At 52.4% G+C, this 25,558-nt stretch carries 21 protein-coding genes; 6 read left to right on the forward strand and 15 right to left on the reverse strand.

Annotated features, from left to right (window positions below; genetic code table 11):
• Nucleotides 1-5 precede the first annotated feature (5 nt).
• The 6 genes from FHT67_RS26875 to FHT67_RS26900 all read right to left on the reverse strand — a co-directional run bounded on the left by FHT67_RS26875 (nucleotide 6) and on the right by FHT67_RS26900 (nucleotide 7,889).
• Nucleotides 6-851 carry a carbohydrate ABC transporter permease gene (locus FHT67_RS26875; RefSeq protein ID WP_167201921.1) on the reverse strand — a complete coding sequence of 282 codons (846 nt, stop codon included), beginning with the start codon at nucleotides 849-851 and terminating at the stop codon, nucleotides 6-8.
• A gap of 13 nt (nucleotides 852-864) precedes the next feature.
• Nucleotides 865-1,758 (reverse strand): carbohydrate ABC transporter permease, encoded by an 894-nt coding sequence (locus tag FHT67_RS26880; protein WP_165930812.1) that lies wholly within the window; start codon nucleotides 1,756-1,758, stop codon nucleotides 865-867.
• A gap of 81 nt (nucleotides 1,759-1,839) precedes the next feature.
• Nucleotides 1,840-3,192: an ABC transporter substrate-binding protein gene (locus FHT67_RS26885; protein WP_167201922.1), complete on the reverse strand. Its 1,353-nt coding sequence runs from the start codon at nucleotides 3,190-3,192 to the stop codon at nucleotides 1,840-1,842.
• A 106-nt stretch (nucleotides 3,193-3,298) separates the two neighbouring features.
• Nucleotides 3,299-4,918, reverse strand: coding sequence for a response regulator transcription factor (locus FHT67_RS26890; protein ID WP_167201923.1), 1,620 nt, complete (start codon nucleotides 4,916-4,918; stop codon nucleotides 3,299-3,301).
• Nucleotides 4,915-6,717 carry a sensor histidine kinase gene (locus FHT67_RS26895; protein WP_208403610.1) on the reverse strand — a complete coding sequence of 601 codons (1,803 nt, stop codon included), beginning with the start codon at nucleotides 6,715-6,717 and terminating at the stop codon, nucleotides 4,915-4,917. The genes FHT67_RS26890 and FHT67_RS26895 overlap by 4 nt, the downstream gene beginning before the upstream one ends.
• A gap of 362 nt (nucleotides 6,718-7,079) precedes the next feature.
• On the reverse strand, nucleotides 7,080-7,889 hold the full coding sequence (locus tag FHT67_RS26900; protein ID WP_208403612.1) for an AraC family transcriptional regulator: 810 nt from the start codon (nucleotides 7,887-7,889) through the stop codon (nucleotides 7,080-7,082).
• Between the two features lie 119 nt (nucleotides 7,890-8,008).
• Here FHT67_RS26900 and FHT67_RS26905 point away from each other — a divergent pair, with 119 nt between their 5' ends.
• From FHT67_RS26905 to FHT67_RS26920, 4 genes are all read left to right on the forward strand, one after another.
• Nucleotides 8,009-8,818 (forward strand): phytanoyl-CoA dioxygenase family protein, encoded by an 810-nt coding sequence (locus FHT67_RS26905; protein ID WP_132312250.1) that lies wholly within the window; start codon nucleotides 8,009-8,011, stop codon nucleotides 8,816-8,818.
• A 38-nt stretch (nucleotides 8,819-8,856) separates the two neighbouring features.
• Entirely contained in the window at nucleotides 8,857-11,163 is a 2,307-nt protein-coding gene (locus FHT67_RS26910; protein WP_167201926.1) for an FAD-dependent oxidoreductase, read from the forward strand.
• 413 nt (nucleotides 11,164-11,576) lie between these two features.
• Nucleotides 11,577-12,380 carry an SDR family oxidoreductase gene (locus tag FHT67_RS26915; RefSeq protein ID WP_167201927.1) on the forward strand — a complete coding sequence of 268 codons (804 nt, stop codon included), beginning with the start codon at nucleotides 11,577-11,579 and terminating at the stop codon, nucleotides 12,378-12,380.
• A 42-nt stretch (nucleotides 12,381-12,422) separates the two neighbouring features.
• The gene (locus FHT67_RS26920; protein ID WP_167201928.1) at nucleotides 12,423-14,171 is read left to right on the forward strand and encodes an alpha-glycosidase; all 1,749 of its coding nucleotides are present in this window, start codon (nucleotides 12,423-12,425) and stop codon (nucleotides 14,169-14,171) included.
• 40 nt (nucleotides 14,172-14,211) lie between these two features.
• Here FHT67_RS26920 and glgA read toward each other — a convergent pair whose 3' ends face one another.
• A complete protein-coding gene (gene glgA / locus FHT67_RS26925; RefSeq protein ID WP_167201929.1) occupies nucleotides 14,212-15,645 on the reverse strand; it encodes a glycogen synthase GlgA in 1,434 nt (477 codons plus the stop codon).
• Between the two features lie 28 nt (nucleotides 15,646-15,673).
• Nucleotides 15,674-17,704 carry a 1,4-alpha-glucan branching protein GlgB gene (gene glgB, locus FHT67_RS26930; RefSeq protein ID WP_208403614.1) on the reverse strand — a complete coding sequence of 677 codons (2,031 nt, stop codon included), beginning with the start codon at nucleotides 17,702-17,704 and terminating at the stop codon, nucleotides 15,674-15,676.
• A gap of 262 nt (nucleotides 17,705-17,966) precedes the next feature.
• Here glgB and FHT67_RS26935 point away from each other — a divergent pair, with 262 nt between their 5' ends.
• On the forward strand, nucleotides 17,967-19,202 hold the full coding sequence (locus tag FHT67_RS26935; RefSeq protein WP_167201930.1) for a sugar phosphate nucleotidyltransferase: 1,236 nt from the start codon (nucleotides 17,967-17,969) through the stop codon (nucleotides 19,200-19,202).
• Nucleotides 19,203-19,278: 76 nt separating this feature from the next.
• On the opposite strand, the gene tatC is transcribed toward FHT67_RS26935, so the two are convergent.
• Genes tatC through FHT67_RS26965 form a run of 6 tightly spaced genes read right to left on the reverse strand, consistent with a single transcriptional unit; the run spans nucleotide 19,279 to nucleotide 23,017 of the window.
• Nucleotides 19,279-20,091 carry a twin-arginine translocase subunit TatC gene (gene tatC, locus FHT67_RS26940; RefSeq protein WP_243867510.1) on the reverse strand — a complete coding sequence of 271 codons (813 nt, stop codon included), beginning with the start codon at nucleotides 20,089-20,091 and terminating at the stop codon, nucleotides 19,279-19,281.
• Nucleotides 20,092-20,127: 36 nt separating this feature from the next.
• The gene (locus FHT67_RS26945) at nucleotides 20,128-20,349 is read right to left on the reverse strand and encodes a twin-arginine translocase TatA/TatE family subunit (protein ID WP_132312264.1); all 222 of its coding nucleotides are present in this window, start codon (nucleotides 20,347-20,349) and stop codon (nucleotides 20,128-20,130) included.
• Nucleotides 20,350-20,390: 41 nt separating this feature from the next.
• On the reverse strand, nucleotides 20,391-21,410 hold the full coding sequence (locus FHT67_RS26950; protein ID WP_167201931.1) for a molybdopterin-binding protein: 1,020 nt from the start codon (nucleotides 21,408-21,410) through the stop codon (nucleotides 20,391-20,393).
• The gene (locus FHT67_RS26955; protein WP_132312268.1) at nucleotides 21,407-21,898 is read right to left on the reverse strand and encodes a MogA/MoaB family molybdenum cofactor biosynthesis protein; all 492 of its coding nucleotides are present in this window, start codon (nucleotides 21,896-21,898) and stop codon (nucleotides 21,407-21,409) included. Before FHT67_RS26955 ends, FHT67_RS26950 begins: the two co-directional genes overlap by 4 nt.
• A 37-nt stretch (nucleotides 21,899-21,935) precedes the next feature.
• Complete coding sequence (moaC, locus tag FHT67_RS26960; RefSeq protein WP_132312270.1) at nucleotides 21,936-22,403, reverse strand: cyclic pyranopterin monophosphate synthase MoaC; 468 nt, start codon at nucleotides 22,401-22,403, stop codon at nucleotides 21,936-21,938.
• Nucleotides 22,403-23,017 (reverse strand): 5-formyltetrahydrofolate cyclo-ligase, encoded by a 615-nt coding sequence (locus FHT67_RS26965; RefSeq protein WP_167201932.1) that lies wholly within the window; start codon nucleotides 23,015-23,017, stop codon nucleotides 22,403-22,405. The genes moaC and FHT67_RS26965 overlap by 1 nt, the downstream gene beginning before the upstream one ends.
• A gap of 137 nt (nucleotides 23,018-23,154) precedes the next feature.
• Between FHT67_RS26965 and FHT67_RS26970 the strand changes: the two genes are divergently transcribed.
• The gene (locus tag FHT67_RS26970; protein WP_167201933.1) at nucleotides 23,155-25,083 is read left to right on the forward strand and encodes an ABC-F family ATP-binding cassette domain-containing protein; all 1,929 of its coding nucleotides are present in this window, start codon (nucleotides 23,155-23,157) and stop codon (nucleotides 25,081-25,083) included.
• A 49-nt stretch (nucleotides 25,084-25,132) separates the two neighbouring features.
• On the opposite strand, the gene FHT67_RS26975 is transcribed toward FHT67_RS26970, so the two are convergent.
• Nucleotides 25,133-25,549, reverse strand: coding sequence for a hypothetical protein (locus FHT67_RS26975; protein WP_132312276.1), 417 nt, complete (start codon nucleotides 25,547-25,549; stop codon nucleotides 25,133-25,135).
• Between the last annotated feature and the right edge of the window lie 9 nt (nucleotides 25,550-25,558).

A 25,558-nucleotide genomic window follows, 5' to 3' on the forward strand; every position in this document is an offset into this window, starting at 1 on the left:
CCCCCTTATTCTTTCACTCCGCCTGCCGTCAGCCCTTCGACCATATACCGCTGCAGGAACAGGAAGCCGATCAAGAGCGGTACCGTAGCCGTTACCGCTGCCGCTGTAGCTCCGGACCAGTTGTACGAGAATTCGCCTAGGAACGTTAGCGACAGACCCGGACTAAGCGTCCTTTTGTCCAAATCGGTCACTAGCGTAAGCCCGAACAGGAAATCGTCCCAGGCAATCAGGAATGTATAGATGGCGATCGCCATGATTCCCGGCTTCGACAACGGCACGATAACTCCGAACAGAATACGGAATCTGCCTGCTCCATCGATTTCGGCCGCTTCCTCCAGCTCCCGCGAAATCCCGTTAAAGAAGGTGCGCATCAGCATGACGCTGAACGGCAGCGCCGTTGACGTAGCGGCAAGCACAAGCACAAAAAGCGTATTCAGCAGATGCATCTTCTGGTATTGCGAATACAAGCCGATAACAAGCGTGACCGTCGGGAACATCTGCGCCGACAGAAGCAGCAGCGTAATGAGGCTGCTCCCCTTGAACCGGAATCGGGACAGCGCGTACCCGGAGAGAATCGATACGAGAATACACAGGATCGTAGCCCCTAATGCTACAAGCAAGGTGTTTTTATAGAAAGTAAGGAACAGATCAGAGCTCAAGATGTCGGCATAGCTGCTGAAATCGAGACGAACGGGCAGCCATTTGGGAGGCAGCTTCATCAAATCGCTGTTATTTTGAATAGAGGTGACGAGCATCCAGTAGACGGGAAACAAAAATAAGATAAGCAAAATGCCAAGCAAAATATAGGTTAAGCCTTCTTTTCGAAAGAGAAACGATTGGATGGTTTTCATAAGGACCGCGCTCCTAATGGTCTGTATTTCGGTTCATGAAGCGTGTAAACAAGATGGAGAAGACAAACAGCAAGAGCAGCCAGATCACGCCGATTGCGGAGCCTTTCGCAAGCTCGTACTTCGAGAATGCCGTCTCATAGGTCAAAATGGCTAGCGACGTCGTCGATCCTGCAGGCCCTCCGCCTGTCAGCGTGAAAAACAGGGTGAACATCTGAAAGTTGTTTACGATCATGATCAGCGTAACGCTGGCAATGACTGGCTTGAGCAGCGGGAGCGTGACGTTATAGAACAGTCTCCAGCCGCTGGCTCCGTCGATCTTGGCAGCCTCGTACAAGCTGGCCGAAATATTTTGCAATCCCGCAAGCAGCATGACGCATACAAGCGGAGTCTGCCTAAACACCGCCACAACCGTAATCGCCGGCAAGGCCCAGTCCATGCTTTGCAGCCAGCTTACGTTCTCTTTCATCAAACCAAGCCTGGTCGCAATATAATTGAGCACTCCGTAATCCGGCTGATAGATCCACAAGAAAATCAGCGCGGTTACGATGGTGGGAATAGCCCAAGGGATCATAATGACGCTGCGCAGGAAACGGCGCATCCGGATATTCCGGTTAAGTAATACCGCTAATAATAAACCAAGCAATAAATCAATGATGACGGTGGCCGCTACGTAGGTAACGGTAATTCTAAGCGAATGATAGAAATCGGACGAGCCCAGAAGCTCTTTGTAGTTCGCGAAATTGTTCCATTCGTGAACTTGATTCATTAGGGAGTAATCGGTGAAGCTCAATGAGATGGCACTAACGAGCGGTGATATGATCGTAAGCACCATAATGATAACGACGGGCAGCAGCAGAATCGCGGCGAAGCAGATATTTTTTTGCGCTCTGCTTAATTGAAATGGCATTGGTATTCCCTCCATCCGGTCTAGACAAATTCGATAATGAAGGGGCAGCTTTCGCGGCCGCCCCCATTGCAACCATGGTGATTATTGACCGTACAGCTCTTTGATCTTCGGCATCACGACAGACATGGCTTCCTCGACGCTCTTATTGCCGTCGGTCGTCAAGACGATCATATCGGAAGATGTCTTCATGGCGTTATCGAATTTCGGATTGGAAGCCGGCAGCGGAGAAGCGGTTTTCATTTGCTCGTTGAACACTTTCGCATAATCGTCCTCGTTCATTTCCGGAAGCGAGGAAACTGATTTAAGCGAAGACATAACGCCGTTTGTCTGATGATAAATAAGCATCGCGTCCTTCGATACCAGGTACTCTACAAGCTTCGCTGCAGCTTCCTTGTGCTTGCTGCCTTCCGTAATAAGCAGCTGATGCTCGGTAAATACCGTTTCGCTCCTGCCGGTTACGCCTGCCGGAATGGTTGCTACGCCCCACTCTTTATCAAAGGCTTCGCCCTTGCCGCTCATTTGGCGGAAGTTCGTCCGGCCGAAGTCCCCGTCGATCAGCATGCCCAGCGTGCCGTTTGCGAACATGCCGCGAAGCGTCTTCATGTCCGAGCCTTTAGGTGAAATTTTGTTATTCACGATGTCCTTCATGTAACTAAGCGCATTCTTAAGCGCATCGCCCTGATCCCATACGATCTTGCCGCCGGCGTCGCTGAATTGGCCGCCGTAAACAAGCGTGCTTCTCAGAAGCATGTTGCCCGTATAAGAATCGGTTGCCCCGGATTCGCCGATGCCATAAATGGGGTTGCCGCTGTCATCCTTGCCAAGCGCCGCGATTTTCTTCGCGTCTTCAATCATTTCGTCCCATGTTGCCGGCGGCTTCTCCGGATCAAGTCCGGCTTTCTGGAATAGCGTCTTGTTCCAGAACAAAGCGTTTGGATGCGGCGCCCAAGGCATCGCCATCACTTTGCCGTCATACGTAACCCCGGATTTACTGCCATCAACGATATCGTTGATCAGATCCGCGCCTACCAGATCTTGCATGGGAGCAGCGATTTTAGCGCCGACAAACGCGGCGGTGAAATTCTGGTTCGCCATGGTCACGTCCGGCGGATTGCCGCCCGAGGAATTGACGAGCACCTGATCCTTGAATTGGGCGAACGGAATGCCCAGCGATTTGACCTTAATGTCCGGGTTTTTCGCTTCGAAATCGGCAATCAGCTTGTTGTACGCATCCTTCGTCGCCTCCTCCACCGAAATCCAGTTGGCAAACGTAATTTCCACCTGTTCCTTCTTGGGAGCGTTTGTTGCATCGCCGGCTGCTCCGGCATTCGTACCGGTATTGCTTCCCGCATTGTTCCCATTTGATCCGCATGCCGCCAGCATAGCCATAAGGCTGACAGCGGAGAGGCCTAAAGCAAGTTTTTTGATTTTCATGGGGCGACCACCTCTTAGTTTTTTATAAGGGACAGGTCATCTGTCTTGTTCTCAGTATAAAATCATCCTTTCTTCGGCAATTTTCTTTTCTTCGGGTCATTTGGCGCTATTTTCGTTTCTTGTATTCCACGGGGGTCATCCCCGTCATCTTCTTGAATACTTTCGTAAAGTAGCTGGCGTTCGGATAACCGACTTGCTCAGCCAGCGTTCCCATGCGGTTTTCTCCCGCTGCCATCAATTCCTTGGCTCTCTCGATTCGGATTTGCGTCAAATAATCGTTAATGCTTAAGCTTGTCTCCTTTTTGAATAATTCGCAGAGATAGGTTTTATTCAAATGGACGTATTCGGCAATTTGCTGCAGGGATATATCGTTAGGGTAATAAAGCTCCAGAAAGCGAAGGGCGCTGCGTACCGGTTCGCTGTAAGGCGGGCGCAGCCGGGCAACCTCTCCGAGCAAGCCGGAGACCGTGCGAAGCAGCCAGTCCTTCGTCTCCTCATAGGTTTTCAGTATGCCAAGCTGCTCATGCAAAGACTCCGAACGGTAACGGTCCAGCTGGTCCGTCGTCTGCTCGATCTTCCGCACGGTATGCAGGACGGCAAATATCAGCTCCAGGCAAAACGCTTTGAAATGGCTTTCCGGGAGAGCCTTCAGCCGATTATCTTCGGCCATAAATACGGTCAAAGCCTGAATAGCGCTCTTGTAAGCGCCCATCTCGATATGGCCGGATATTTCGCCGGCCACGTTCTGCATATTTTTTCGAATATCGCTTGTCAGCACCGGCATGGTATCGGAGGCCCACACGATGTTACGCTTTCCGTAAAAGCGTCTCTGCCGCAGCGCATCCAGCGCCTCTTTCAGCTGGCGGGGAAGAGCGCTTAAATCATAATGGGGCTCGCTTATACCGACCGAAGCCGATACATGCAGGTAGTCCCGCAGGTTGTCCGACAGCCGGAAGGCATCGCGAATCGCTTTCTCCCGGACGGTTTTTCCGCCGAAACCCTCCGCGTTGCACAGGATAACAAACAGATTCTCCTGGTAGGCGAAAGCGCAGCCCGTTCCGGTCTCTTTCGCTATCGTCTCGTCCAAAATATTAAGAATCGCTTTCTCCAGCAATCCCGGGTCAGCGATTTTTGGCGCGGCAGTCTCGGAACGGTCGTCCAGACTGACGGCCATCAGCATCACGTGCTTATCGGCAAGCTTGGTCCGGTACAAGTCCATGGTGCGGCGAAAATCGCGCCGCGCCGCTTGGTCGCCGCGAAGCAGATTATTGAAATAGCTGGCCCTCATCGCATATTGATTCTCGTTCAGCCTGCTCTTCAACTGATGGACCTCGTTTGTCCGTTGCTTCTCCGCGTCCATGCGGCTCTTAGCCTTATTGACGGTTTCGCGAAGCGACTCGGAGGTGACTTCCGCTTTAAGGATATAATCGTCCGCTCCTAATTTTAGAGCTTCTGATGCGTATTTGAATTCGTCGTAAGAGCTCAGAATCAATGTCCGCACGGGGCTATTCTCCTCCTTTAGGCTCCTGATCAGCTCCAATCCGTCCATGATCGGCATCCGGATATCCGTTATGACAAGTTCTACCGGGTGCACCCTGCAAAATTCGAGCGCCTCCGCCCCGTTGCCGCATGTGCCCAGCACCTGCAGCTCCAGTCCCGTTTTCGCAAGCAATGCCTCCATCCATCGGCGGATTTGCGCTTCATCGTCAACAATTAATACCTTCATGGCGTCTCCTCCGATCTGTCGGCTGCCGGCAAATGCAGCACTACTTCCATCCCGCCCGACCGACGCGAAATAATGCGCATGCCGGCATCCTTGCCGTAATGCAGCAGCAGCCGGTCCCGAATATTGCGAAGCCCCTTGCCCGAGCTTTCGCCAAGGACCGTTTCCGTCACATCCGCATCCTTTTCCCCGAATGCACGGTTTTTAAATCCGACTCCATCATCCTGAATCTGAAATATAATGGCGCCGTCCTCAGACCGGTAGCCCCGTATCAAGATGGTTCCCGGCTCTAATTTGGGTTCGATGCCGTGAAAAATGGCGTTTTCCACAATCGGCTGCAGCAGGAATTTCAGCATTTTCTCATGAACGATTTGCTCGTCGATGTTGAACAGGACGCGAAGATGATCAGCTTGGCGGGCTTGCTGGATCTTGACGTAGTTGCTTAGATTGTCCACTTCTTCCGCCACCGGAATATACTCGCCTTCTTCGGACAGGGTTCGCTTCAGCAGCTTAACGAGAGCCACGATGACCGAATCGACTTTTTCCGGCTTATCGATCATGAGCATAGAGCGGATAGAGGCAAGGGTGTTATACAGAAAATGCGTATTAATCTGCGACTGCAAAGCCCTGATCTCCGTCTTTCGCTTCATCTCTTCCTCCACGCGGACCCGGTCTCTCAGACGTTCGATCCTGGCAACCATGCTGTTAAACTTGCGGGCGAGCTCTCCGATCTCGTCTTTGCGGTCAATGGCCGAGCGCTCGCTTAAATCGCCCATTTCAACGATCTTCATGCTTCGGGCAAGCCGCTGGATCGGCACGGACAGCCTGCGGGCGATAAAATACGATACGATGATGGATACGGCCACTATCAGAATCAGAATGACAAGCGTCAGCCTTTCCAGCTTGGTAATGTCGGCATAGAGCGATTGAATAGGCGTATACGAGATAATTTTCCAGCCTGTTTTGCCGACGGAATTGTACGTCATCAGCACATCCTGCCCGCTGAGGCGCGCTGTAAAATTACCGCTGTCCGCCGACAGGCTTGTGTTCCCTTGTACATAATCATGAAAACTGCGGCCAATCTGGTTCTTGTCGGGAGCCGAGAGGATGATGCCGTCCTGATCGACAAGCAGCGCCTGTTCATCCCGTTGCAGCCTGTCGCGGTATTGATCGTACAAAAAGCTTTCGCCAACGCTGATGAACACCAAGCCCAGCATCTCGCCGGATTCGAAATCCTTCAGCTCGCGGATCGCCGATACATAGTAATCATCATCCACGGTGGACTTCAGCTTGCTCGATGGATTGGTTACCCAGACGATATTTCCGTTTGACGCTAGGACATCGTTGTACCAGGGCTCGCTTTCGACCGAATGGATGCCGATTTTCTTCCCTTCATAGAGCGTGTGGAGCTCAAAGCCGTTTATACCGAATATCGATGTATTGTAGTCCAGCCAGGTATAGGCGTATTTGTAATTAATCATCGTTTTAACGAAGAAGCTGCGTTTGGTGCTCTCCTCGTAGCCGCCGATTCCGCTTGGCGTCTTGAGCAAATCGGTCAGGCTGCTGTTGGAGAAATACAACGTGGAGATGGACGACAAGTCCGAAGCCATAATATTGAGCTTGTCCGCGATGAGACCAAGTCTCGCGAGACTTCCGGAAATCGCGCGCTCGCGTATCGTCTGTTTCGATATGGACAGGGAGGCATAACTGAACAAGCTGAGCGGAAAGAGAATAAAGCATAAAAAAGAAAGCACGATTTTCCGCTGTACGCTGCTTCTGCTGTTGAACAGGTTGGTCAGCATCATTACACCTCTTTTTATCGCTTCCTTATTTGGGGTTGCCTACGGAGGAATGCACTTGTAAAAGTTCAACAATCCAATAACTTCCGCAAAATTATATTAGCGAATTATTTTTATCTATTATGTTCATTAATTCGGCTTTTTTAGCAATTTCATAAGGATTTGCAAAGATGAAAAACCACTTTTCCCGTTGTATTGAAAATCAAAAAAATACCCTTGTCGAATTTTGGCTAGGAATACCGGCGATTGCACGATAAAGATAGTTTAAATTAGAACAAGAACTAATCAATGAACACATTTTTAGAAGTGTTGATCGCTTTTGGGGCGATGACAACCAACTTTCGGCTCAATCATGGCTGGCCCGTTTAAATCCGAAATGCTTTACGGTAATTAGACGGGGAGACGGCCATTTTCTGCTTGAATATACGGCTGAAATAGTATTCGTTCTCGTAACCGCAGCGGGAAGCGATTGCCGACATCGGCAGGGAAGTTTCCTTGAGCAGTTTTTGCGCTTGCTGCAAACGAAGCTCCGTGACGTAGTCCATCGGATTTTTTCCGAATTGCTTCGTGAACTTTTGCGTGAATTGAGAGGGGCTTAACCGCAGCTCGTCCGCGACCGTTTTCAAGCTGAACTTGCCCAAAGCTTGCTGCATGATACGCCGCAGGCTCTCATTCATAAGCGGATCGCGGCTGTTGGGCAGCATTTCGGATTCGCCGGACCAATAGGTCAGCCAGATGTCTTTAAACATATGGTTCCTTCTAGCGACCGACAGCGGATCCGGCTTCTCGGAGACCGCTCGGAGCTGCGCTAGCGTGGAATGGAGCCGCGAAGCATCATAAACCTGAAATTTTCCTCTCGGAATCCGGCTGAACGCTTCTTTCTCCTCCTCGGCCGAATTCAACCAATCGAAAATGAAGAAGTGGAAGGATAGCGGCGTCAATACTTTCCGGTAAATATTCGTTAGGCGAGGAAAAAGAACTAATTCGCCGGCTGCGGCCGTCCCCTTCGTTCCGTCAAATTCAAATTCGAAACTGCCATCCTCGACAATAAATAACACCCATTCTTCATAACGGGAATGCTCTAGCAAGAAGCGCTCGGCATGATCCTTGAAGAAATGATGATGAACCTGCGCGGCGAGCTCCCACGGCTCTATCATAACAATCACCACACTCATAAATTTTGTATAAGAAATCTTATAATATTGTGTATTTCAAGAAAAAAATAAATTCATATAATTAAATATTGTATAAATCATCTTGCAAGTCAATCAAAAATCAACTGTAGGAGGTATGTATGATCGTGAATCAGATGGATCTTACAGCGTATGCAAAGCAATTTGAACAGGACGGTTATTTACTGTTACGGGACGTTTTGCCGCAGGAGCGAGTGGAGCGTATAAACCGGGCGGTGGATGAGCTGCTGGCTAAGGAGCCTGACGCGCTGGCCTATAACCTGTATAACAGCGTCGAACGTCATGACGAGATTGCCGCGCTGATGGATGAGCCCTCGATACTCCCTCTAATCGTTCGATTGCTCGGCCACAATATTCAGCTGCATATCTCGCACTTAACGATCCGCAAACCGAATCCCTTGGATTTGGATACGGCGACGCAGAGCTTTATTAATTGGCATCAGGACGGACCTCACCCGCAGTTCCCTTCTTTAGGCGGAGTGACCGGGCTCTATTACGTGAAGGCTTGCTATATTCTAAGCGATATGTCGGAGCCTGACCGGGGCAACACAAAAGTAGTGCCGGGATCTCACAACCGGCCTTATCAGCCGGAGTTTCCGGATACCAGACAAAAGCTTGAGGGGGAAGTTCAGATTTGCGGCAAGCCGGGAGATGTTTTTATTTTCGCCCAGAACCTGTGGCATTCGGCTGCGCCTAACCATTCCCCGTATACAAGACGCCAGCTCTTCATGGGTTACAGCCCTATCTGGATGCGTCCGATCGATTATCATACGGCTTCTCCGCGTTTGCTTGAGAAGGCGACGCCGTATCAAAAACAGCTGCTTGGCGTTATTGATTCGAACCCCTTTAAATATTACGTGCCAGACATCTCCATGCTTCCTTTAAGCGAGTTAGTCCAGCGAAAAGGATAATATCTTTTCATAAGCTTGGACATATTTAGGAGGATAATATGAAATCTATTCAACAAGAGTTTGACGTTGTCGTTTGCGGCGGAGGTCTCGCTGGTTTTTGCGCCGCTGTGGCATCGGCAAGAAGCGGCGCTAAAACCTGCCTTATTCAAGACAGGCCTGTTTTTGGAGGCAACAGCTCCTCTGAAATACGAGTAACGCCGCACGGTGCTGCCAACTTTCATGCTTACGGAAGAGAAACGGGTATTATTTCGGAGCTTCTTATTGAAGAACGTGCCGTCAATCACGAGAAAATCCGCGAAAACGGTTGGACGAACAGCGTATGGGATATGGTGATGTACGACATGGCGGTAAAAACGCCAAATCTAAGCTTCCATTTGAATACGTCCGTAAACAGCGTTCAAGTGAAGGACGGTAAACTCGCTTCCATTAAGGCAACGATTGCTAACGCGGAAACCGAGCTTGAAATCACCGGACATATCTTCATCGACTGTACGGGCGACGGGGTAGTCGCTGACATGGCAGGCTGCGAATGGCGTTGGGGCTCCGAAGGGCGGGATGAGTTCAACGAGCCTCATGCTCCTCTCGCTGCCAGTTCCGATACGATGGGTAACTCCATCCATTTCCGCGCCAAAGACATGGGACGTCCGGTACCTTTCAAAGCACCTGACTGGGCTGTCCATCACGAGGATGCCGACTTCTTTTACAAGCAGGGACGCACATTCTACGATACCGAATCCGGTTATTGGTGGATTGAAATCGGCGTTCCTTACAACACGGTGTATGATAACGAAAACATTCGCCACGAGCTGACCCGACATACCCTCGGCATATGGGATTGGATGAAAAATCGCGATCCGCTGCTAAAAGAAAAAACGGCAAACCTTGCCCTTGATTGGATTGGTCAAGTGCCGGGCAAGCGGGAAAGCCGCCGTATTATCGGCCGCTACTTCATGAACGAGCACGACATTCAGAATCGTACCGTATTCGAGGACGAAATCGCCTATGGCGGTTGGTTCGTCGATCTTCACACCCCTGGAGGCCTTCTGGCTCCGACAGCGGAGCCTGCTAGTGCCGAAGGTTATAACGAAACTAGCGAATATGCGCAAAAAAGCTACTGCGGGCCTTACGGTATTCCATTCCGCATCATGGTCAGCAAAGATATCAGCAACTTGATGATGGCTGGTCGTAATGTGAGCGTTACCCACGCGGCTCTAGGAACTGTCCGCGTTATGTCAACTACGGCTCTGATGGGGCAAGCCGCAGGCACAGGCGCCGCTTATGCGTTGAAAAACCGGTTGGACCTGTCCGACATGTCTGGCGAGCATATCGTGAATTTGCAGCAAACGCTCCTTCGCGATGGATGCTTCCTTCCTAACTACAAGAATGAAGATGCGATGGATCTTGCCAAGCAAGCCGTGATCAGCGCCAGCAGTACGGCATCCATACATGGCGTCGGACCGGACAGCCGCGATTTCACATTCGGATTCCGTTCCAAAGCTGAACAGGAAGCCAGAAAGAAAAAGGCTGAACCGCTTACCTTCAAACGCGGTCAATGGATTGCAATCGAGAAAGGCAGCATTGAGACGATCTCTGTCTGCTTGAGCAATAACTCGGATCGTCCCCAGCAGATAGCAGCTAAAATAATTCCGGTAGATCACATTTGGGACTATCGCACGGACACGGGAGCCGTTTACGCCGAAACGACTTTGACCGTTCCCGTTGGAAAATACGTTTGGGTGGAATGGCCGCTGAATTGGTTCGATCCTACGGTTGGCAGCCATTTCATTCAGCTTCAGCTGGGCGTTAATCCGTTGGTAGAGTGGCATTCCGCTAATACGATCCTGCCAGGTCATGTTTCTGCTTACGATATGGGCAATGGAAAAATGCGCCGTTATCTAAATGACGGAGGCACGCTCAGTTACCGCATTGCGCCGGCTCAACAGTGTTATGGCGCAGCCAACGTCACAAGCGGGGTAACCCGCCCGCAACAATACACGAATATGTGGATGTCCGATCCAACTCACCCGCTGGAGCAATACGTGCAGCTGCAATGGGAACAACCGCAATCCATTCGGGAAATTCATGCGACTTTCCCCGGGCACTTGCTTCAGGAATATCACCGCTATGAGCCGTTTTATCGGGATCCGCAATGTCCTAAAAACTATACGATTGAGGCGTATACGGATGGTCAATGGATGACAATCATTAGCGTTGAAGGGAACTACCAGCGTCTCGTAAAGCATACATTGGATCAGGCCATTCAGACCGATCGCATTCGCTTGACGGTTTCTGCCACGAACGGAGATCAGTCAGCGGCTGTTTATGAAATCCGTTGTTATAGTTAAAAAGTAGAATGTAGACAAACCTATTGATCCTTTTCAAAAAGGCATAGGTTTGTCTTTTCTTTTTTCAAAATAAAAATGGAGGACGGCCATTTAAGGCCCCTCCATTTTTTTTGAACAAAATTACTAGTCCTTTTTCCGAGTCAACTCAACGATCTTTAATAGAAGCGTGAGCAAGGCAATAATCTCCAGGAAGCTCATGCTATCTCCTCCGATCCTGATACGATGACTCTTCATCCGGACCTCCCTCTCCCATGAGGAGTATTCTGTTCCAATTAGCTATTCGGGCTTATCTGATCTTAGAATAGCCCTTACGTCCCGATGCACGACGAAAGCGCAGCTTATAACGACTGCCTGTTTAACGATTGCGGAATTCCGTGTACTAACTAGCAAAAGCCAAAAAGGAGAGATGTACCATGTCCCGTAATTCGACAGCTAGACGCATTGAAGGAAAAGTAGCCCTCATTACCGGTGCCGGTTCCGGTATCGGACGGGCAGCCGCGATCCGGTTCGCGGAAGAAGGAGCGAATCTCGTGCTTCTAGACCGCAATCGGCAGACGCTTGCCGTTGTCTGCCGCGAGGCCGAAGCGTTTGGAGCCAAATCCATCGCCGTCGAAGCCGATATTTCCGACGACCATTCCATGGCGGAAGCTTACGAAAAGGCGATCTCCGCTTTTGGGCAGCTGGATATCGTTTTTGCCAACGCAGGCATTAACGGCACAATATCCCCCATCGAGCACATGAGCAAGGATGAATGGGAGGCTACGATCAACGTCAATCTGACCGGGACGTTCCTGACCGTCAAGCACGCGGTCCCGCTTCTGAAGGAAAAAGGCGGCAGCATCATTATAACGAGCTCCATCAACGGCAATCGCGTGTTCTCGAATTTCGGCTTCAGCGCCTACAGCAGCTCGAAGGCCGGCCAGACCGCTTTTACGCGTATGGCAGCTCTGGAGCTGGCGGAATACGGGATCCGCGTCAATGCTATTTGTCCGGGGGCCATCTCGACAAACATTGATCAATCCACCAAGCCCAAGCCGGAGCTCGAGGAAATTCGGATCCCGGTTGAATTCCCGGAAGGCGGCCAGCCGCTTGAGGATGGGCCCGGGCAGCCCGCGCAGGTTGCGAATCTCGTGCTGTTTCTCGCTTCCGACGAAGCAAGTCACATTACGGGGACTTCGGTCTATATCGACGGGGCAGAATCGCTGCTGCGCGGCTAAACCAGGTTGAATGGAGCTATAGAGAAAAGGAGATGACCCGTTTTGCAAAGAGAAAGCATCTATCATTCCCCCAGCCACAGATGGTCGTATGCCTACGATCCGGAAACGTTCCATCTGCGCATCAAAACCAAACGTAACGATGTCGAGCGGGTTGTCGCCATTGCGGGAGATAAATATGACTGGGACCATCATTGCCAGGAAGTCGAAATGGATCTCATCGCGGCGGATGGCCTTCATGATTATTGGGAGGCCGTTATCCGGCCTGAATTCAAACGATTCAGCTATGGCTTCCGGCTTCATAGCGGAGAGGAAACGATCTGGCTGACCGAGGACGGCTTCTCGGAGGAGGAGCCTGCGCCCGCAGGCGGTTATTTCGAAGCGCATTACATTCATCCCATCGATCTGTTTGAAGCTCCGGAATGGGCCAAGGAAGCGGTCTTTTATCAGATCCTGCCCGATCGCTTCGAGAATGGGGACACGACGAACGACCCGGAAGGTACAATCCCTTGGGGAGAACAGCCGGAAGGCCAATCCTTTTTCGGAGGGGATCTGCAGGGAATTATAAACCGCATCGGGCATTTGAACGAGCTGGGCGTTAACGCCGTTTATTTGACTCCGGTTTTCCGTTCGCCTTCCAATCATAAATACGATACCACCGATTACCGGCAGGTGGATCCCCACTTTGGGGACAAGGAGCTCCTGAAGAAGCTTGTTCAGGTTTGTCACGACCATGGCATTCGCGTGGTGCTGGACGCCGTGTTTAACCATGCGAGCGAACAGTTTCCGCCTTTCCAGGATGTGCTGGAGAAGGGAGAGCGTTCTGAATACAAAGACTGGTTTCATCTGAACGGCTTCCCCGTAGAGGTTCGGGACGGCATACCGAACTATGATACCTTCGGCTTCTACGGCAATATGCCAAAGCTGAATACGGCCAATCCGGATGTGAAAAGGTATCTGATCGAAACCGCCGTGCACTGGATGAAAGAAACGGAAATCGACGGGTGGCGGCTGGATGTGGCGAACGAAATCGACCATCACTTCTGGCGTGATTTCCGCGCAGCCATTAAGGAAGCTAATAAGGAAGCGTTTATTATCGGGGAAGTATGGAGCGATTCGCTGCGCTGGCTCCTGGGCGACCAGTTCGATTCCGTCATGAACTATCCGTTTACGGAGCTGGTGCTTAGCTTTTTCGCCGACCGTTCCATCTCGCCGGCCCGATTCGCGGAAAACATGAACCGGCTGCTCATGCGGTATCCGCAGCAGACGAACGAGACCTTGTTCAACCTGCTGTCGAGCCACGATATTCCGCGCGTTATGACGCGTTGCGGCGGTGATACGAGCCGGGTTAAGCAAGCGGTTGTTTATATGATGACCTCCATGGGTCTGCCCTGCGTCTATTACGGCGATGAATTTGGCATGGAGGGTGGAGAGGATCCGGATTGCCGCAGATGCATGGCGTGGAACGAAGAGGATCAGAACCGGGAGCTGTTTGATTTCTACAAGCTGCTCATCTCGCTTAGGAAGGAGCGCGCCGCCCTTCGCAGCGGCCGTTTCCGCGTTCTATTAGCCGATGAAGACAGCGGCTCGCTTATTTACGAGCGGCTGGACGGCAAGGAGCATTTTACGATTTGGATGAACCGGTCGGACGAGCCGGCCGAGCTGTCTCATCCGATGAACGAGGGCGGATGGCGCGATGCCTTAACCGATGAGCCGATTGACAACCCTGACGGCAAGCTTGTTATCGGGCTCGAGCCTAACGGCTACCGGATTGTTTGGCGTAAAATCGAATAAATGCAAAGGGGTGCCGGATTCGTCCGGCACCCCTTTTTAGTCATGGCAAAAGCGTTTCATACAGCTCCTTATATTGCTGCGCCGAACGGCTCCAGCTGTAATCGCCCCGCAAAGCGCGGGTCAGCAGCTTTTCGCGAATCTCCTGGTCCTTCCAGAGCCCTAAGGCCCTTCGCACCGTATAGAGCATGTCCCAGCTGTTATAGGGGGCAAAAGAAAAGCCGTTACCCTCCCCGGTGTATTCATTATAGCTGTGCACCGTATCGCGCAAGCCACCAGTCTCGCGGACAATAGGCAGGCTGCCGTAACGCAAAGCAAGCAGCTGGCTGATTCCGCAAGGCTCGAATTGCGACGGCATGAGAAACAAATCCGAACCGGCATAGATCCGGCGGGCGAGACCGTCGTCAAAGCCAATGTAGGAGACGACCCTTCCTTTGTGACGCAACTCGGCTTCGCGGAACAGATGCTCCATATGCGGATCGCCCGTTCCAAGCAGGGCAAGCTGGACGTTCTCGCTGTGCATCAGCTCGTCCAGCTGCTCCAGCACCAGCGGAAGCCCCTTCTGGTCCGTCAGCCGGCCCACCATGCCGATAAGCGGAACTTCAACATCCTCGCGCAGGCCAAGCTCCCACTGGAGAGCGGTTTTGCAGACCAGCTTGGCCTCCGGGGAATCCGCCGAATAACGGGCCTGCAGCTGCGAATCGGATGCCGGATTGTACAAAACGTCGTCAATTCCGTTTACGATGCCAACCAGGCTGTCCCCCCGGCTTCGCAGCGTGCCTTCCATGCCGCAGCCGTATTCCGGCGTCGTAATCTCCCAAGCGTATGACGGGCTTACGGTCGTAACCCGGTCGGACAGCTGAATGCCGGCCTTCATAAAGCTGACCGCTCCGTAAAACTCCACATGGTCATACGTCAAATAATGCGGCGGCAGACCAAACAAATCGCCCAATGCATGAGGCGGATAATTGCCCTGGTATTGCAGGTTATGAATGGTGAATACGGTCTTAATGCCCGCGTATTCCCGGCGCCAGCTGTAGTGATGGCGCAGCAGCGCCGGGATCATCCCGGTGTGCCAGTCATGGCCGTGGATGAGATCCGGCCAGTACCCGATTGCGGGAAGGGCCTCCAGCGCGGCCCGGCAAAGGAAGGCGAATCGCTCCCCGTCGTCGTCATGCCCGTAAGCGGAGCCTCTTTTGAAATACTGCTCATTGTCGAAAAAATAATAAATAATGCCGTCATGCTCCAGCTCTCTAATTCCGCAATACGCATACCGCCAGCCGACCGATACCCGAATCTCCGCAATGGTCTTCATCCGCGAGCGGTAACGCTCCGGAATGGAGGTATAAAGCGGCAGCATGACGCGCGCTTCCGCTCCTAACGGTTTAAGTGCGGCCGGCAGCGCGCCAAGCACATCGCCTAGCCCGCCAGTCTTCAGAAACGGGGCGCATTCCGCCCCCACGAACAATACCTTCAAGCTCCCTCTCCCCTTTGGCTCTTGACTCTTATACCTTTGCAATCCGTTCCCTCTGCCGGCTTCTGCGCTTGCTGCCCGGTACCGGGAGAGCAAGCTCCTTATGCAGGGTTTGCGGCTCATGCTCCATGCGCACGGCGGCCCGCGATTCCTTCTCGCGCTTCAATACGACGACTGAAAGCGGCGGAAGCGGAAGCTCGATGCTATGCTTGCGCCCATGCCAGACAATCGGCTCCGAGCGGACGACCGTTCCTTCGGCGGCGGCAAGCTCCATGAATGCGGAGCCGCCGTAAGCGGCGCTGTCGCTGTTCAGCAATATTTTATAGCCTCCTTGGCTCGGAACGCCTATCCGGTACCGCGCATGGGCATGCGAATGAAAGTTGCAGAGGATGATCAGCGACTCCCCGTTTGCCCTGCCTTTTCGCCTGTATACGATGACGCTTTGCCCCTCATCCTGAAAATCGATCCACTCGAAGCCTTTCGGCGAGGAATCCAGCTGCCACAATGAACGCTGCTCTATATACAAACGGTTTAATGTGCGGACAAAATCCTGCAGCTTGCGGTGCTGCTCATATTCGAGGAGCAGCCAGTCCAGCTCCGCCTCGTCGCGCCATTCGATAAACTGGCCGAATTCGCCGCCCATAAACAGCAGCTTCTTCCCGGGGTGGGTCATCATGTAACCAAGCAGCAGCCGCAGACCCGAGAACTTCTCCTCGTAGCTGCCCGGCATTTTATCCAGCAGGGACTTCTTCCCGTGCACCACCTCATCATGGGACAGCGGCAGCGTATATCTCTCGTCGAAGGCATACCAGATCGGGAACGTCAGCAGGCCATGATGTTTGCCTCTTTCTTCGGGCGGATGCGCAAAATACTTCAGCGTATCGTTCATCCAGCCCATATTCCATTTATGGGTAAAGCCAAGCCCGCCTTGCTCCGGAGGAACCGTTACGCCCGGATAAGCATGCGACTCCTCCGCCATCATAAGCGCATGAGGAAAATGCGCCCTCACCACCGTATTGAGCTTCCGCAAAAAGGCTGCCGCCTCCAAGTCCTCCTTGCCGCCATGCCGGTTGGGCCGCCAACGCCCGTCCGGACGATCGAAGTTACGGAGCAGCATGCTTGTAATCGCGTCTACCCGAAAACCGTCGATATGGTAAACGTCCAGCCAGAACAACGCGTTCGAGATCAGGAATCCGCATACCTCCGGCTTCTCGTAATCAAAGGCAAGGGTTCCCCACTGCTCCTTCTCGGCAATCAGCGGATCCGCATTCTCGAATAGCGGGCTGCCGTCAAAAAGACGCAGTCCATGCGCATCCTTCGCGAAATGCCCGGGTACCCAATCCAAAATAACGCCAAGCCCCAGGCTGTGGCACCGGTCTACGAAAGCCATCAGCTTCTGCGGTTCCCCGTACCGGCTTGTAGCGGCAAAATAGCCCGTGCCCTGGTATCCCCAGGAACGGTCGTACGGATGCTCGGCCAAGGGCATCAGCTCGATATGGGTGTATCCCATCTCCGCCGCATAGGCGGGCAGCTCCTCCGCCAGCTCTTCATACGTATACAGCCGGCCATCCTGATGCTGCCGCCATGTACCGGCATGCACCTCGTAAATATTTAACGGCTGGCCAAACAGCGGCTTGCGTCCGCGAAGCCAGCTCTTATCCTGCCATTCATAACCTTCCAATGAACAGATGACCGAGGCTGTGCGGGGCCTCACTTCAGCCTTGAACGCATACGGATCGGCCTTCAGCTGTCTGCCTCCCGCTTTCGTCTCTATATCGTATTTATACAAATTTCCATCGCCAAAGCCCTCGATAAACCCGCTCCATATACCGGAATCCCCGATTCTCTCCAGCTCATAGCCGGCTTCCCTGAACCCGTCCCAGCTATTTCGGTCCGAAGCGACGGCAAGACGATTTGCGTTTGGTGCCCATACCGTGAACCGAACGCCGCTGCGCCCTTTTTCCACCGTTAAGTGCGCGCCCATCTTCCGATAGCTGTTCAGCCATGTTCCTTCGTGAAATTGATAAATATCGTCTGCGCTTAGCTTGATGCTTCGTTTCAATATTTCCAACCTCCTAAAAAGAATTGACGCATGCTTCTGGCGGCAATTCTTGCTTCGTAAGGATTTGCTTAAAGAATTGACGCATGCTTCTGGCGGCAATTCTTGCTTCGTAAGCCAAAAAACACATTCCAGAAAGTTTAATACCCGCTAATAGCTTTATAGAAACAGCTGTTTCAAAGACGGAAGTTCCGGTGTAAGCAGATGTTACAAGGACACTTTCGATTATACCATCCTAATACGAGAAAGCTTGGAGGAATATAGAATGAAACAGATGAATTGTATGGCGATGTTATTGGCAGGCGGCGAAGGCAAACGGCTTGCACCACTTACAACGGCGCTGGCCAAGCCTGTTGTCCCCTTCGGGGATCAGTACCGGATGATTGATTTCCCGCTTAGCAATTGCATGAATTCGGGTATTCGGCGGATTGGCGTGCTGACCCAATTTTGCGCGGACACCGTTCACCGTCATATCGGAGGAGGAGAGGCATGGCTGAACGGCGTTCAGCCCAAGCATCTGGGCGAGATTGCGCTCTTGCCCGCTTCCGCTGCATCTCCGAACGGATGTTATACAGGGACAGCTGATGCCATCTATCGCAATCTAAGCTATATCGAGCAGCATGATCCGGAGCATGTTCTCATTCTCTCCGGCGACCATATCTATCAAATGGATTACCGGCCGATGCTGGAGGAGCATGTCAAAAGCGGAGCTGCCGCTACCATTGCGGTAAAACGCGTCCCTTGGCATGAAGCAAGCCGCTTTGGCATTTTGAACACGAACGAGGATTACGGCGTAGTTGAATTCGAGGAGAAGCCTTCCCGTCCAAGGAGCAACCTGGCATCCATGGGCATTTATATGTTCCGTACCGACAAGCTGAAGGAGGTGCTGCTGAAAGACGCCGGCAATCCTGCTTCCAGCCATGACTTCGGCAAAGATATTATTCCTATGCTGCTGCAGGACGGTGCGAGCCTGACGGCTTATCCTTACGAAGGCTACTGGCGGGATGTCGGCACGGTCGACAGCTTGTGGGAAGCGCATATGGAGCTGATCGACGGCACGCTGCGCCTTTCCGAGCCGCATTGGCCTCTCTATGGCAGCAGCCAAAAGCGCCCAAGCTCATTGCGTCCTCATCTCCGAAACCGGTCCGTGCAGCGGGACAGCATTGTTCATGACAATTGCCGGATGGAAGGTATTGCGCAGCGATCCGTTATCAGCGACGGTGCCGATGTTGGCAAAGGCAGCCTTATATACGAGAGCATCATTATGCCGGGTGCACGGATCGGTCGCAATGTCCGTATTCATAAGGCGATTATCGGGGAAAACGCCGTTATCGAGGACGGAGCGGTTATCGGTGCCCCTCAGGCGGAGCAAGTCGCCGTCGTTGGCCCGGGCGAACGGGTTGCCTCCGGACGCAAGACCGCCGCTTCCTCAAGCCGCGAGACTTTTGCCGCTTTGTTGGCCGGGCGCGAGCTATACAAAGATAATGCCCTTAGTTATTAATCCGAAGGATGTACAGCAACAAAAAGACCTTGGGAACGGAAATCCAATCCCCAAGGTCTTTTTGCTGTACGAAGGCTTATTGCCCTGCTGCCCACTCCGCTTCGCGTTTCGCGGCAGCGGCAAGCTGCTTCTTGTATACCGTTCCGGATAGCAGCACGCTTATCTCATAAAGAATGATGAGAGGGATCGCAACCAAGCTGTCGGATACGAAATCCGGCGGTGTCACGACTACCCCTATTAAGATCATTAAGAAATAGGCAATCCGTCTCATCTTGCGGAGCCTTACCGGATTAAGAATCCGGATTGCGGTCAGAAACATAATAACCAAGGGCAGCTCGAACAATAGTGAAATCGGTATCAAAATATTAAACATAAAGGAAAAATATTGCGTAATCCCAATCGTTTCTTCCAGATTAAGATTCGCCGAAATTTTTCGCGTGAAATGAAAGGCCAACGGGAACACGACAAAATACGAGAACGCCAGTCCCACCAGGAACATCAAAAGCGCAAACGGTATGTATTTAATCGTTGCCCGTTGTTCGTTTGGCTTAAGCGCGGGCTTCACGAAAGCCCAGAGCTGATAGGCGGTGAACGGAATAGCAAGCAATAGGGCGATAACAAAGGCAAATTTCATATAAATGCCGATGCCGTCCCACAAGGAGAACGCGTGCAGCTGCAAGCCTTTGGCCGGCTCCTGCTCCATGAGGAAGTTATAGGCCGGTTCAGCAATAACGAGTCCGATAATAAGGCCTGCAACGATGACGATCAGCGTATAAATAATCCGCTTCCGCAGCTCGCCAAGATGTTCAAACAGCGGCATCAAGCCCTCTTCGCGAATTCGGGCCCGGTCAAAGCTCTGTCCGGAAGCATTGTTTTGTGATGTACTCATCTTTTTAGCCCCCTTTCAGCAAAAAAGCGGGCCCGGTTAGTCCGGAAGCCGCTTATTATCCACTTCGATATTTTCCGTACGGTTCACTTCAACCCGTTTGTTATCCTTCTCATCGTCCATAATATCTCTTGCGCCCGCTTTAAACTCCTTCAGCGTGCGTCCAAATGCGCGTCCCAGCTCAGGCAGCTTGTTTGGTCCAAACAGCAGCAAAGCGACAATTGCAAGCAAAATAAATCCTGTTGCGCCAATTCCCGACATCCTCGATCTTCCTCCTCATCGTTATACGCTTATGTACTACACTAACCGTTGTTCAAACCGCCATATCCCATACGGACAATGTCTTCTCTCACGATAGTCTGACCAGCTAATATACGAGGCAGCAGTACATCGAAGGAAGTATACGGATCATGCATGACGCAGCCCGGCAATCCCAAAATCGGCACGCCGTTCAAATAACCCATAAGCAGCATCGAGCCCGGCAGCATCGGCGTGCCGTAGCTGACAATATCCGCCCCGGACGCTTTAATCGCGCCTGGTGTCCGGTCATCAGGATCAACCGACATTCCGCCGGTCACTAGTATCATATCATAACGTTGCTCTAGCAAATAGTGTATTTCCTTGACAATTATTTGTCGGTCGTCCGGAGCGAAACGCTGCTCGGCCACTTCCGAGCCAAACGCTTCCAGCTTGGAACGGACGGCCGGACCAAACTTATCCTGAATACGGCCGGAAAACACTTCTCCGCCGGTCGTCAGAAGTCCCGCGCGCAGCTTGCGGAAAGGAATAACCCGAAGAGGGGCCTCTCCTTGATTGGCGGCTGTATATTCCGCTGCCAGTCTTTCCACCTCTCGAACCTTTGCTTTAGGCACGGTAAGAGGAATCGCTCTGGTCGCAGCGAGAGCCCGCCCTTCCTGTACGACGCTATTGGTCTTCACGGTCGCCAAGGCGATCTCTCCGAGCTCATTAATCGCTTCCACAAGAGTCTGGTCTACTACCGCAAGACCTTGCGCGGAGGCCTTCAAGCTGACTTTGCCTTCATGAGGATCGGACAGCGCAATTCCTTCTCCGGCAAGCGCCTTCGCCATCCGCATGGCGGCGTCATCCTCATGAAGCTCGCTCTCGCCCAGCTCCATAATATAAATATGCTCCTTGCCGATGTCCAGCAGGCTTGGAATATCCGCTGCCGTGATGACATGGCCTTTCTTGAACAAACGTCCTTTGAACTGTCCGGGAATGATCTGCGTAAGATCATGGGCAAGCCTGAGGCCTACCGCATCCCGAACCGGAACTTCCTTCAGTATCGTTTCCGTTCCGCTCATTCGTGATCACCGTGAGTTCCGGAAATAATCTCAAGTGCATGGGGCAGCTGGTCCATAATGGCCATCAAGCTCTCGTGCACGCCTTTTGGACTGCCCGGCAGGTTGATAATAAGGGATTGTCCGCGAATACCGCATACTCCGCGGGACAGCATAGCCCGTCGGGTCTTTTGCAGCGCTCCAATCCGCATTGCTTCCGCAATACCCGGCACAAGACGGTCAACCACCTTAAGAGTTGCCTCCGGAGTGACATCCCTTGGGGCGAGCCCCGTTCCGCCAGTCGTTAACACCAGATCCGCCTGATAATATTCCGTCATCTCAATAATTGCCGCGATAATCTCGTCCTGCTCGTCAGGCACGATCCGGTAATCGACAATCTCTCCGCCCAATTCCTCTTCTACCAGCTCGCGGATCACCTGTGCGCTTGTATCTTCGCGTTCCCCGCGCGAGCCTTTGTCACTTGCCGTCAATATCGCTACTTTCCACCGCATCTATTATTCCTCCCATCCCTTATCCGTTCATGGGTTGTCAAATTCGATAGTCTCCGTTTTTGCCCCCGGTCTTCTCAAGCAGGTACGTGGGACCGATGACCATATCCTTCTGCAGCGCCTTGCACATATCATACACGGTAAGCGCGGCGGCAGAAACAGCTGTTAGAGCTTCCATCTCCACGCCTGTCTTACCGGTTGTCTTGACCGTTGCTTCAATGTACAGCTCATCTTGTCCGTTATCCCCGAAGGTAACGTTTACGCCTGTAAGAGGAAGCGGATGGCACATCGGAATCCAATCCGATGTTTTCTTCGCGGCCATAATCGCAGCTACCTGCGACACGGCCAGCACATCCCCTTTGCCGATGCTGCCTTCCTTAATGCGGGCCAGGGTACCCGGGTTCATCTTCACCTGCGTACGCGCGGTTGCCGTTCTCGCCGTTACTTCCTTATCGCTGACGTCAACCATCCGCGCCCGGCCTTGCTCGTTAAAATGCGTTAATTCCATTAACCGTCACCCCAAACTCTTGCTGAAAGCTCCGTTACAATTCCGTCCATTCGCCTGTCATGGGCCTGCATTGGAATATCGTCTACCAGCTGATCCTCGAACGCGATGCCAAGCCAAGCCACATCCGCCCGATCACGACCCAGTCGCTCCGCATAACGGTCGTAATATCCGCCACCGTAGCCGAGACGCCCGCCTTTTCGGTCAAAAGCGATTCCCGGCGCAGCGACGAGTCCGGGAACATAGGAATCCGGCAGAGCCGGACACCTATCCGGGTCAGGCTCCAGAATGCCGTAGGCTCCCGCCTTAAGACTGCTCCAACTGTCAAGTTTATGCAAAGTCATTGACCGGTTCGCCGGATCACATTTCGGAACAATAACCTCCGCTCCTGTCTTCCAGCCCCACTCAATCAACGAACGGGTATTCAGTTCGGAACGGAATGGCACATAACACATAAAGCTTGTCACTCCATGTTCCGTCATCCAAGCCGCTAAATGCCGGCATGCCGCCTCCGAACGGATGATACGCTCTTCAAGGGGAATCCCGTCACGCAGCATTGTGATTGCCTTTCGCAGCGCCGCTTTATCTAGCGGCATCCCGTTTGACTGTTCATTCATCGCTTCCCGATTCAGCCTTCCCACACATGCTGTTTGTTTAAATGTAGTTTACCATTGTTATGCAACTTTCGCCAATGGCGACTGGTAATATATAATGGAACGGAAAAGCCTGTCATTATTTGTTGGAGGTATTATTCATGCTGCTTCAATTATCCAATATCAGTAAAAATTATGGCATAGACGTCATCTTATCCGATATATCGATGCAAGTGCTGGAGCGCGAACGGGTAGGGCTTGTAGGCGTTAACGGCGCCGGCAAATCGACATTGCTCAAGATTATTGCCGGGGAGCTTTCTTACGACTCCGGCGCCATTCATAAAGCCAAGGAAACACGGATCGGCTATCTCGCCCAGAACAGCGGCCTTCAATCGAACCGCACGATTATAGAGGAAATGCGCGCCGTTTTCTCCCATCTGATCGAAGCCGAACAAGAGCTTCGCGAGCTGGAGCGGCAAATCGCCGATCCGGCTCTTCACGACGATTCGAAGCGTTACGAGGATGTCCTCAACCGTTATTCCCGCAAGTCCGACTGGTTCCGCGAGCAAGGCGGCTTCGAGATCAACACCCGCATTAACAGCGTCCTTCACGGAATGGGCTTCGGCAGCTTTCCGCCGGACACGCTGATCAGTACTTTAAGCGGCGGTCAGAAGACCCGTCTTGCGCTTGCCCGCATTCTGCTGCAGGCACCGGATCTTCTCATGCTCGACGAGCCCACCAACTATCTGGACATTCCTACGCTGACTTGGCTCGAGGGTTATCTCCGCAGCTATTCCGGCGCCATTCTGGTTGTCTCCCATGACCGTTACTTCCTTGATGCGCTTGTTACAACCATCGTCGAGATCGAACGGCATGCAGCCAGACGCTACACGGGCAACTACAGCCGGTACATAGAGCTGAAGGCTGCCGAATACGAGGCCGACATGAAGCAGTACGAGAAGCAGCAGGAAGAAATCGCCAAGATGGAGCAGTTCATTCAGCGCAATATCGTCCGTGCTTCCACAACCAAGCGGGCACAAAGCCGGCGTAAAGCGCTCGAGAAAATGGATGTGCTCGACAAGCCGCTTGGCGACTTGAAGAAAGCCCGCTTTACCTTCGAGATCGAGCGCCAGACGGGCAAGGACGTTCTGGACGTGGCCGACCTGTCCGTCAAGTTCCCGGAGAAGGACCGCCAGCTGTTCCAACATGTATCCTTTAAGCTGTCCCGCAGTGAAACGGTTGCCCTGATCGGACCAAACGGGATTGGCAAGTCAACGCTGTTAAAAGTTCTGGTTGGACAAAGACAGCCTCAGACAGGCACCGTCCGTTGGGGCTCCAACGTCAAGCTTGGGTACTATGACCAGGAGCAGACCGGGCTGACTCCGTCCAATACGGTGCTCGAAGAAGTATGGGGCACTTATCCGCATATGGAGGAAGCCCGCGTTCGTACCGTGCTTGGCAATTTCCTGTTTAGCGGCGAGGATGTCCTGAAGCGTATTTCCTCCCTCAGCGGCGGCGAAAAAGCGCGCGTCTCTCTTGCCAAATTGATGCTCGAGCAGGCAAACGTCCTTATCCTGGACGAACCTACCAACCATCTGGACCTGTTCAGCAAAGAGGTGCTTGAATCCGCGCTGCTCGATTACGAAGGGACCTTGCTCTTTATCTCCCATGACCGTTATTTCCTTAACAAAATGGCGGAACGCATTGTCGAACTGACTCCGACAGGAACCGAGCATTTCCTAGGAAATTATGATGACATGATCGAGAAGAAAGCCGAGCAAGAGGAAGCCCGACTTGAAGCAGCGGCAAAGCTGGCCAGCAAATCCAATCAGCCTGCTGCCGAAGCTCCGACTTCCTACGAGATGGATAAGCAAGCCAAACGGGAAGAACGGAGCCGCCTTCGCAAGCTGGAGCAGCTGGAGCAGGATATCGCCTCGCTGGAGGAACAAATTGCCGAGTTCGAGGTCCAACTGACCGATCCGGCTATCTTTAACGACTATATGGCCATTCAAGAGATTCAAGCTAAAACGGAAGAAAAACGCACGGCGCTTAATGCTGCTTATGAGCAGTGGGAGCAATTAAGCGAATAAGCGCCAAATTACCTCCCCGCGCATCCTTCGCGATGACGCCCGGGAGGTTTTATTTCTTTTTACTCCCCAAATACGTATCCGTTACCGCGTATACGAATCCTGCCAGCCCAAACAGAATAAGGGCGCTATTCACGTTAAGCCCATACCCCTTTACGTAGTACTCGTCGCCCAAATCATAAAATTGATCGAACACCCATATTCCGACTATCCCTCCGGCAATGGAATATAGGATGATTCTTGCCGGCAATAGCTTTACGAACCTCGTAAGCAGCAGCGTTAACGGCAGGAAAGTAACCACGTACAGGGCAATGCTGCTGAGCAAGCAGAACATCACGAAGATGCTGCCCATGTTACGCAGCCCGTAATATTCCGTGGTTGTTATCTTGTTTCCTTCCAGGATCTCCAGACCGATAGCAGCCGCCGTAAAAAGGAAAATATAGACCGCCCATAACCATATATATTTCATTTCTCTGCC

It is taken from the genome of Paenibacillus sp. BK720, assembly GCF_011761545.1.
Classification (GTDB): Bacteria; Bacillota; Bacilli; order Paenibacillales; family Paenibacillaceae; genus Pristimantibacillus.